Source organism: Neisseria sp. HMSC069H12, assembly GCF_001812735.1.
In the GTDB taxonomy this organism is placed as follows: Bacteria; Pseudomonadota; Gammaproteobacteria; order Burkholderiales; family Neisseriaceae; genus Neisseria; species Neisseria subflava.
Genome location: NZ_KV810237.1, coordinates 1 through 9,435 on the forward strand (window position 1 = coordinate 1; position 9,435 = coordinate 9,435).

The 9,435-nt window shown below is 42.7% G+C and carries 9 protein-coding genes; 4 read left to right on the top strand and 5 right to left on the bottom strand.

Annotated elements, in window-relative coordinates; all coding sequences use genetic code 11:
• The 3 genes from HMPREF2872_RS00445 to HMPREF2872_RS00455 all read left to right on the top strand — a co-directional run.
• The coding region (locus HMPREF2872_RS00445) for a YadA family autotransporter adhesin (RefSeq protein ID WP_070630404.1) at positions 1 to 945 on the top strand (945 nt) is incomplete at its 5' end.
• A 78-nt stretch (positions 946 to 1,023) separates the two neighbouring features.
• Complete coding sequence (locus HMPREF2872_RS00450) at positions 1,024 to 2,601, top strand: glycosyltransferase family protein (protein WP_003684686.1); 1,578 nt, start codon at positions 1,024 to 1,026, stop codon at positions 2,599 to 2,601.
• Between the two features lie 14 nt (positions 2,602 to 2,615).
• Positions 2,616 to 4,547: a UDP-glucose:protein N-beta-glucosyltransferase gene (locus HMPREF2872_RS00455; RefSeq protein WP_003684688.1), complete on the top strand. Its 1,932-nt coding sequence runs from the start codon at positions 2,616 to 2,618 to the stop codon at positions 4,545 to 4,547.
• Positions 4,548 to 4,746: 199 nt separating this feature from the next.
• On the opposite strand, the gene HMPREF2872_RS11825 is transcribed toward HMPREF2872_RS00455, so the two are convergent.
• Together HMPREF2872_RS11825 and pyk are read right to left on the bottom strand one after the other, a co-directional pair.
• Complete coding sequence (locus HMPREF2872_RS11825) at positions 4,747 to 4,989, bottom strand: hypothetical protein (RefSeq protein ID WP_003684687.1); 243 nt, start codon at positions 4,987 to 4,989, stop codon at positions 4,747 to 4,749.
• Positions 4,990 to 5,009: 20 nt separating this feature from the next.
• Positions 5,010 to 6,482 (bottom strand): pyruvate kinase, encoded by a 1,473-nt coding sequence (pyk, locus tag HMPREF2872_RS00465; RefSeq protein WP_070630407.1) that lies wholly within the window; start codon positions 6,480 to 6,482, stop codon positions 5,010 to 5,012.
• A 213-nt stretch (positions 6,483 to 6,695) separates the two neighbouring features.
• Here pyk and HMPREF2872_RS00470 point away from each other — a divergent pair, with 213 nt between their 5' ends.
• A complete protein-coding gene (locus HMPREF2872_RS00470) occupies positions 6,696 to 7,199 on the top strand; it encodes a hypothetical protein (protein ID WP_003684697.1) in 504 nt (167 codons plus the stop codon).
• A 65-nt stretch (positions 7,200 to 7,264) separates the two neighbouring features.
• Here the strand turns inward: HMPREF2872_RS00470 and HMPREF2872_RS11910 are convergent, their stop codons facing one another.
• From HMPREF2872_RS11910 to HMPREF2872_RS00480, 3 genes are all read right to left on the bottom strand, one after another.
• Positions 7,265 to 7,390 carry a hypothetical protein gene (locus HMPREF2872_RS11910; RefSeq protein WP_003684698.1) on the bottom strand — a complete coding sequence of 42 codons (126 nt, stop codon included), beginning with the start codon at positions 7,388 to 7,390 and terminating at the stop codon, positions 7,265 to 7,267.
• 23 nt (positions 7,391 to 7,413) lie between these two features.
• A complete protein-coding gene (locus HMPREF2872_RS00475) occupies positions 7,414 to 8,277 on the bottom strand; it encodes a GNAT family N-acetyltransferase (RefSeq protein WP_049331270.1) in 864 nt (287 codons plus the stop codon).
• Positions 8,278 to 8,552: 275 nt separating this feature from the next.
• Positions 8,553 to 9,218, bottom strand: coding sequence for a COG1361 family protein (locus HMPREF2872_RS00480; protein WP_049350906.1), 666 nt, complete (start codon positions 9,216 to 9,218; stop codon positions 8,553 to 8,555).
• Positions 9,219 to 9,435: the final 217 nt, after the last annotated feature.

The following is a 9,435-nucleotide window of genomic DNA, read 5'->3' on the forward strand; positions in this document are numbered from 1 at the left end:
GATGCTAAAGCGGTAGCAGCTGATACCAAAGCAGGTAAAGCAGCAGAAGCAGCTCAAGCAGCAGATGCTAAAGCAGTAGCGGCAGATACCAAAGCCGGTAAAGCGGCAACAGATGCAGCAGATGCATTAGCGAAAGCAGGCGAAGCTAAAGATGCAGCGAAAGCAGCAGACGATAAAGCTGTAGCGGCAGATGCTAAAGCAGTAGCGGCAGATACCAAAGCCGGTAAAGCGGCAACAGATGCAGCTAATGCATTGACTACAGCAAATGGCATTGATGGCAAAGTGTCAAAAGCGCTTCAAGCTGTTGATAAAGGTTGGACTTTACAGACTGAACCTGGAACAGAAACCACCATCAACGCAGCAAATAATGTTGTTAGATTTAAAGCAGGCGATAATATTAAGATCAGTCAAACTGGTGGCAATATCACTGTAGCATTAACTAATGACATTAACGTAACTAAAGTGACTGCAGGAACTGTAGTTGCGAGCAACTTGACTGCGAAAAATGCAACCTTAGGTGGCGCTGGTCATACTGTTAAAGTTGAAAACGGTACAAACGTTGATATGGGCGGTAACCAAATCCACAATGTGGGAGATGGTGTTAAAGATTCTGATGCCGCAACTGTAGGTCAGTTGAATCGTGCATTAGATCAGGTCGCAGGAAGTCCGGCTAAGATCAATGAGTTAAACAACCGTGTAGATAAGATGAACAAGGAAATGCGTGGTTACGCTGCTAATGCAATGGCAGTAACAGCATTGCCTCAAGTTTATACTGCCGGTGACTCAATGATTAGTGCTGCTGTAGGTTCTCAAGGTGGTGCAGCTTCCGTTGCTGTGGGCTACTCACGCGCATCGGATAACGGAAAAGTTGTTATCAAATTGAATATGGCAGCAAGCAGCAGTGGCGAAAAAGGCGTTGCGGCAGGTGTTGGTTACAAATGGTAATCAATAGCTAATTGTAAACGCTAATCTAAATAAAATCGTGAGAGTGTAAGCTCTCACGATTTTTATCAGGTTTTTCTTATGGAAAATACACAAACTTCTTTTGAAACTACTGAAAAAATGACCGCACTTTTGTTATGCGATCCTACTTTTTTGAGTAATTTTGATAAAAATTACATAGCCAATTTAAACAAAATAAACTGGACGCCGGAAATGGGAGAGCCTCATCAATTACATGGGCTGCCTTCCAATCATTTCGATATTATTTTGGTTGATGAAACTTACAGTCTTAATTACAGCAGTTTTATTTGCTGTCTGAGGGTTTTGAAGAATAACGGTATTATTGTAATGCCGAAAAAGTGTCATCTCCAATTTGATAAATTCAAGAAAAGAGTGGCTGAGTTTGTAGAAATCTTTCCCTCTTCGGATGAGATCCCAATCTTAATACTTTCGAAAGTGGTTCAGAATAAAAGCTATGAGGTATATGAACAAGAACTTTCTTATTTTTTAGAAACTAGAGCATTTGATATGGCACTGCAATGGATTGATAAAATGGAAATATTATCTCCCTTTGCCATAGAGCCTATTATGTACCGTTGCAATATTTATCAAACCTTAGGATTAGTTGAAGGGGTTGAAGCAAGTTGGGCTTCTTTTCAACAACGCTTTAATCATCAAGGTATTGAAATATATAAGGCATTGTCTGTTATCACGGCTGGAGATTATTGCAAAGGTTTTAAAATGCGCCAACCTTTGGTGTCTGATGCACGTAGAACCAAAACTCCCCCTAAAGCTGTACATCAAATAAAAAAATGGCAAGGGCAAAATTTATTGGGAAAACATTTTGTTATTTGGACTGAATTCGGTCTGGGTGATGAGTTGATGTTTGCTCAATTAGCTTATGCACTAAAAAAACAACTTAATGTAAGAAAAATCACACTCATTGCACAAACTCCCGTTGTGAAATTATTGAAGAGTCATCTGGATATTGATGTCGTGATTGATAGTAAAAAGATCGATCTTGAGCTGGATGATAGTTTTGATTATTGGAGTTTTCCACATGATATCATGGCATATATTGATCTTCCTTTTTATCAAATTGTGAAGCGTCATCCTTATCTTTTTATCGATCAGCAAAGTATTGATAATGCAAAAAAGAAAATTTCACAAATGCCTGATAAATTGAATATTGGGATTGTTTGGCGAGGAAATCCCACCCATGAAAATGATGCTTTTCGTTCTATTCACCAACCTGAACTTTTAAGACTCTTATTTGATATAGAAGGGGCTAATTGGTATTGCTTACAGAAAGAATGCAATCTTGAAGAAAAAAAATTATTAGCTGAATATCAGATTCCAAATTTAGCCAAAAATGCAAAAACCTTATGGGAAACAGCTACTTATTTAGTTAATTTAGATTATCTTGTGACGGTGGATACATCAGTTGCGCATTTGGCCGGTGCTTTAGGAGTGAAAACATTGTTACTTTTGCCTTTTATTGGCGATTGGCGTTGGGGATATGGAAGTGGAAACAATTTATGGTATCCAAATATTACCTCTATTCGGATTGATAGTCTGACGTCATCGTTTGAAAAGGTTATTCATGAAGTAGGGATACACTTAAACGTATTAATACATAATCATTTAACACGTAATTAGCTATAGGAGCTAGGATGAATAAAAAAGCCACTGCTGAACAAGCTGAGGTGATTTCGCCGAATATTGAATTGTTAGAACAAGCGGTAGAACAAAAAGACTATGAACGAGCTTGTAGCATTTTATTAGCTATTTTAACTGAGCTAGATGACAATTTTGGGCTTTTAGGTCAGATTGAGTTTTCTTATCCTGAACAATATCAAGCGGAAACGCTTGATATGGATCTTGTCGTCTATTTTTGCCACAGAATGGCGAATGTCATTACAAAACTATTTACTGATCAAGAACTTACCATTTCAGATATCGGTATGCAGCGTTTTTTCTCATTCCAACGTTGGATGGCGATGATTTTTGCAAGCTCAAGTTATATTAATGCTGATCATATCTTACAGGTTTATAACAAAAATCCGGTTCCTGGCTCTTTGGAAGTTGAGCTTGAGTCTAATCGCGACTCCTTAGTGAAGTTTTGCATTATGTATTTTCCGGAGTCTAACCTAAATCTTAATTTAGATATGCTGTGGAATATTGCGCCTGATGTTTGTGCTTCACTTTGCTTTGCATTGCAATCAGGGCGCTTTATTGGTACGCCTGCTGCGTTTTCAAAGCGCGCTGCGATTTTACAATGGTTCCCTGAAAAGCTTGCCACATTATCTGATTTAAATTCTGTACCTAATAGTATTTGTCATGATGTGTATATGCATTGCAGCTATGATGTTGCACCAAATAAACATGATGTAAAAAAAGCCTTAAACACAGTGATTCGCCGAAATCATTTCTTATGTGGCTGGAAAGATCTTGATGTTTCTCAAATTGGTTATCGAGATGGAAAACCGGTAATGGTTGTTATCTTGGAACATTTCAACATGGCACACTCTATTTACCGAACTCACTCAACATCCATGATTGCTGCGCGTGAACATTTTTATTTAATTGGTATTGGGAGTGAGCGAATCGATGAACAGGGACGAGCTGTTTTTGATGAGTTCGTTTTATCTCCTCATGACGATCATATATATAGTAGAATGGGGCTTGTTCGTGATATTTGTGAAAAAAATCAAGCTGCAATCTTATATATGCCGTCTATTGGTATGGATTTGTTATCTATCTTCCTCAGCAATACCCGTGTTGCGCCAATTCAAGCCATTGCGTTAGGTCATCCGGCAACAACATATTCTGACTTCATTGAATATGTTGTGGTTGAAGATGATTATGTTGGCTCTGAAGATTGTTTTAGTGAGACTCTTTTACGTCTTCCAAAAGATGCGTTGCCTTATGTTCCATCAGCCTTTGCACCGACCAATGTGGAATATGTGTTACGTGAGAATCCGGCAGTTATCAATATTGGTATTGCAGCGACTACGATGAAATTAAATCCGTATTTCTTGGAAATATTAAGGATTATCAGAGATAAAGCAGCGGTGAAAATACATTTTCATTTTATGCTGGGACAATCATATGGTATTACGCATCCATATGTAGCTCGTTTTATTAAATCGTATTTAGGAGATGATGCGACGGCACATCAGCAAACGCCTTACCAAGAATATCTTGGCCTCATTAAGGATTGTGACATGATGTTAAATCCACTTCCGTTCGGCAATACTAATGGCATTATTGATATGGTCACCATGGGATTGGTAGGTATCTGTAAAACCGGAGCGGAAGTACACGAACACATTGATGAAGGTTTATTCCGTCGTTTAGGTTTGCCGGATTGGCTGATTGCAAATACGATTGATGAATATATTGAGCGCGCTATTCGTTTGGCTGAAAATCATGAAGAACGTTTAGCGTTGCGTCATCAAATTATCAAAAATAACGGGTTAAATACTTTATTCTCAGGTAATCCACGTCCAATGGGAGAGGTTTTCTTGAAGAAATTAAAAGCATGGGCGAAAAAGAACGGCGTGAAAATTAAGCCTAAAAGAAAAACTAAAAAGCCTGCCTAAGGTTTATTTTTAATAAAAATAGAGACCATATTTGCTTAGAAAATCTTGGTGTTTTATTAAATTTAAGTGCGGTTGAAATTCATCTTCTTTTTTAACCGCACTTTTTTATTCATCGTGGCAATCTTTTTTCATACTAACACCTAATAAAAAAGGCTTAACCTTCAGTGGGTTAAGCCTTTTTCTTTGGAATAAAAGAAGATTATTCTACTTTTAATTGTTTGCCGTCATAGCTCATTGTTTGAACAGATGTTAACGCTTTGCCGCCTTCTGTTTCACCGCCGATGAGCAATACTTTGTTGTCATAAGACACGGAAAATTTCAATAGGGATTTTAAGGTTTTTAATCGGTTAAATCTTTGTGCAACTGCTACATAATACCGGTTTTTTACATAACAAATATCCAAAATACAAAAAAGCAGGCTGAAGGCAGCCTGCTTTTCCACTTAGTAAAACATTGATTCGATTATTTGACTTGCAGCACTTCCAATGTGTTGGTCGAACCGGATTCACGCATTTTCGAGCCGCTGGTAATGATGTATTGGTCGCCAGAACACAGAATTTGGTGTTCGATCAACACAGCTTCCACTTCGTTCAGCGCAGTATCGTGGTCGGTACTGGTCGCCAAAATCATCGAACGCACGCCGCGATACATCGCCATGCGGCGTTGTGCGGAAATGCTCGGGGTCAGGGCGAAAATCGGCAAAGTGATGTTGTGGCGGCTGATTTCGAAGGCGGTTGAGCCGCTTTCGGTCAGGGCGACAATCGCTTTGGCGTGAACTGCGCGCGCTACGGTAACCGCGCCGCGGGCAATCGCCAAGTTGGTGCTGAGAGGATCTTGGAATTCAACTGGCTCGATAACGCCATTGAGGGAGTCCTGCTCTTTTTCGGCCGCCGCACAAATAACCGCCATTTGGCTGACCGTTTCAAACGGATACGCACCCACCGCAGTTTCAGCGGAACACATTACCGCATCGGTACCGTCCAATACCGCATTGGCCACGTCGCTCACTTCGGCACGGGTCGGTACGGGATTCGTAATCATGGATTCCATCATTTGGGTCGCGGTAATGCTGAAGCGGCGCAACTCACGGGCGCGGCGGATCATGCGTTTTTGCAGGGCAGGAACGGCGGCATGACCGACTTCCACTGCCAAGTCGCCGCGGGCAACCATAATACCGTCGCTGGCGAGGATGATTTCGTCTAGATTTTCAATGGCTTCTACGCGCTCGATTTTGGAAACCAAACCGGGACGTACGGCTGTACTGCCTTTCATTTCTTCCTCGACTTTGGCGCGTGCGATGTGCAGATCTTCAGCAGATTTCACAAAGCTGATGGCCAAGTAGTCGCAACCGATGGCAATCGCCGTTTTCAGGTCACGGAAGTCTTTTTCGGTCAACGCACCGGCAGACAGGCCGCCACCGCGTTTATTGATACCTTTATTACTTTTCAGCACATGGCTGTTTTCAACTCTTGTAATAATCCTACTTCCTTCAACCGCCTCAACAGTCAAGGTCAACAGGCCGTCATCCAGCCACAAAACATCACCGGCAACGACGTCATTCGGCAAATCACGGTAGTCCAAACCCACCGCTTCGCGTGTGCCTTCGCCTTCAAGCGCGGCATCCAAAATTAAGGTTTCATCTTTATTCAGCTCGATGCTGCCGCCGGCAATTTTGCCGACACGGATTTTCGGGCCTTGCAAGTCGGCAAGAATAGCCACTTCCTGACCTGCACGTTTCGCGGCTTCGCGCACGATGAGGGCGTTTTCTTCATGGAACTCAGGGGTACCGTGGCTGAAGTTAAAACGGATGACATTCAGACCGCCGACACGGATCATGTCTTCCAACAATTGCACATTGTTGCTGCCCGGACCCAATGTGGCGACAATTTTGGTATTGTGACTGATACGGGTTAAATCACGTTGCAATTCGCTCATGTAAACGTCCTTTCCTGTTGATTCCACGTTTGATAATGAAAAAGATTGTACTCTCAATGCAATAATGTTGGCGTAAAATTACATGATTTTCTGACTTAAACTAAATTTATTTTTGCATTAACCTACTTTTCTATCGGATACAATACACTCTCACGTCGTCATTTTTGATTTTCAGACGGCCTCCCTCATACTAATAGAATACTCAACTGATCCATGAAACGTTTTTTGACTCCGCTACCCATCGGCATCGTTTTGGCCGACCTAATCTACGGTTTCGTACTCAATGTCATGCAAGGCTTAAATTTGCAACAAACCGCCTCCAACCAATCTGGTACCATTTCCGTCACACCCGACATTGCCTTCAACAGCCTGCAAATCGTCGCCAACGGCGGCATGGTCTGCATCATCGGCTTCGGTTTGATTGTTTTGTTCCAACTCAACCGCGCTGTATTACGCCAACAAATCCTGCCCATCGGTATTTTCCGAACCCTCGGCCTGTTGGCTGTTTTGGCATTCAGCATTTCGTCTTTATGGGAATGGTTGCATGCCGCTTTGTCGCTGCTTTCCGGTCACAACGTTTTAAACTTCAGCAACCCGCGTTATCTGGTTACCGCGGCCTGTATGCCCATCATCGCTTTCTTGTGCATCTTACGCCTGTACAATTGGTATCGCCTGCATCGGACTGTTGCCACTGACGACACCTCCACGACCCTCTAATCAAGCTGCAAAAAGGCCGTCTGAAACAGGAAAACCTATTTCAGACGGCCTTGTCATTGTATGTCTCAACGTTGATGGCTGGTTTCTACACCAGCCTTAATCTCACCATACATTTGCGAGCTGCCTCCGCTGCCTGATGCGCAGGCTGCCAAACTCAGTGTCAAAACAGCCGCAGTCAAAATCTTCAACATTGAATTCCCTCTTTCTACAAAAATTATTTCGGGTCGCAACGGAAATGGTAAGCGCAGATTTCAAATCCGTTTTTGAAGTAGAGACGATGGGCATCGGCACGGTCATGATTCACATGGACATTCAGATGGATTTTGGTCGCGCCGGTTTCCGCACCGATTTTACGTACTTCTTCCAACAAGCGAGAAGCATAGCCTTTTTGGCGGCATTGCGGCATGGTTACGAGATCATCAATATGGATATGGTAACCGCTGGCCAAGTTATGTGCAGTATGGAAACCGCATACGGCTACGGCATTTTGTTTGCCTTCTTCAAAAATACCCAGCAGACGGTAGCCGGTTTTGCGCTGATGCTCGTTGATTTGTTCGACAAAACGGTGAATATCGGTCAACGATGAACGCAGAATACTCAAGGCCGCAAAAGCAGTTGCAGTTTCTTCCGGCGGAATTTCGCGCAATACGCCGACCACTGGTGCGGCAGCTTGAGGCTCAGGCTGCGCATTGGCCGCTTCCGCACGCTCGGCGGCATGTTTTTCTTCAATCGCCTGCGCCAACAAAACGCGCTCGACCGGCACTTCGCCCTGCTGTTTGCTCTCTTGTTCTTTAAGCAAGGCTTTGCAGTCAATCACGCGCAAATCATTATCCGCCGCAAAGTCCATCAAGAAACGGAACATTTGCGGATTGTCTTCTTCCAACTTTTTATCGACCGCCACACAACGGACATTGTCCACCAAAATCGGGCGCACCCAATTAGAATAGGAAAGGCGGTTGTCTTTAGTAAAGGAAGACAAAATACCGCACAGGCGCTCCGCCCAGTCGCTTGGTCGGAAAATCTTGCCTTTGCTGGTCGTACCATGGATCACAACTTCATAAGGATTACACACTAACATAAGCAGCTTCCTGAGAGTAAATGGCTGAAGGAATATTTCGCCAGTGCCAACATCAGAAAAAGTTCCGATACATAGCAACAGATTATTGAAAAAATATCAGTAAGGTTTTGAAATACGACAATGATGAGACGGCTTGCCGATCCTGACAATCCGTTTCAAATTCTTTGATTATTATACCCGATACGCCTCTTTTTCTTCAAAAATCATTTGAAAAATAACAACAGGCCGTCTGAAAACAAGTATTTCGGTTTCAGACGGCCTGCATATTTTAAATATCAATACAACAATTTCTTGCGGGGCTTTTGCTCGCCACTGGATTTAATTTCTGACAAATTGAAATTCAGTATGCTCAAATCCAAAATGCTTTCAGAAGTGCATTGATCGCCAAAGGCATTTTCATAAGTGGCCTTCAGTTTCAACACGCCGCCAAATGTCTGGTCCGGCAATTCGGCAGCCAGCGCCAACATGCTTGCAAACACGCCGCCATACAATTCGCCCGATGCCAGCATATCCACACCGCCGGAAAACATCTCCAAGCGCATAACCGCATCGGCGACCAGCTTGCTCGGCAAGTGATCCGGCAAAGACTCTACCTCAAAACGCACATTCTTCGCCAAGCCCTTACCGCTATTGCGGACAATCAAAACCAATAAATCCGTTTGACCGTCAGAACGCTGCAACGTCGCATGCAAAACAGGATGAATGCTTTCTTTTTGAATCAGCTGCTCACGATGCAACATCTTGCTTTTTGCTTTGGATCGCGCAGAGACGACAGCCCAAATCAACCAAACAAATGCAACGGCAGAAATGGCAGTGACCAAAAGGGGAAGGTTGGTCAAATAGGCTTGCTGATTAAACCAAACTTGTGCTGCCAAAAATCCGGCAAAGAAAATCAAGACGTATAAAATTGGGGCAAACCGGCTTTGTATGGATGAGTGCATAAGTTTTCCTACATTTCGTGTCGTGTTATAAAAAATAATGCCTTTTGAGCAAATGATGTCATTAACTCAGAAGGCATTATTTTAACGTAATTTGCTTAATATCTTGCTTTTTATGAAACTGATATATCAAGCAGACAACTCAAACCGCACAGCTGTGTTTTCAGACGGCCTGAGAGTTTTATCAGGTGTAGGAAAACGTTGCGTTGTTTACACCACA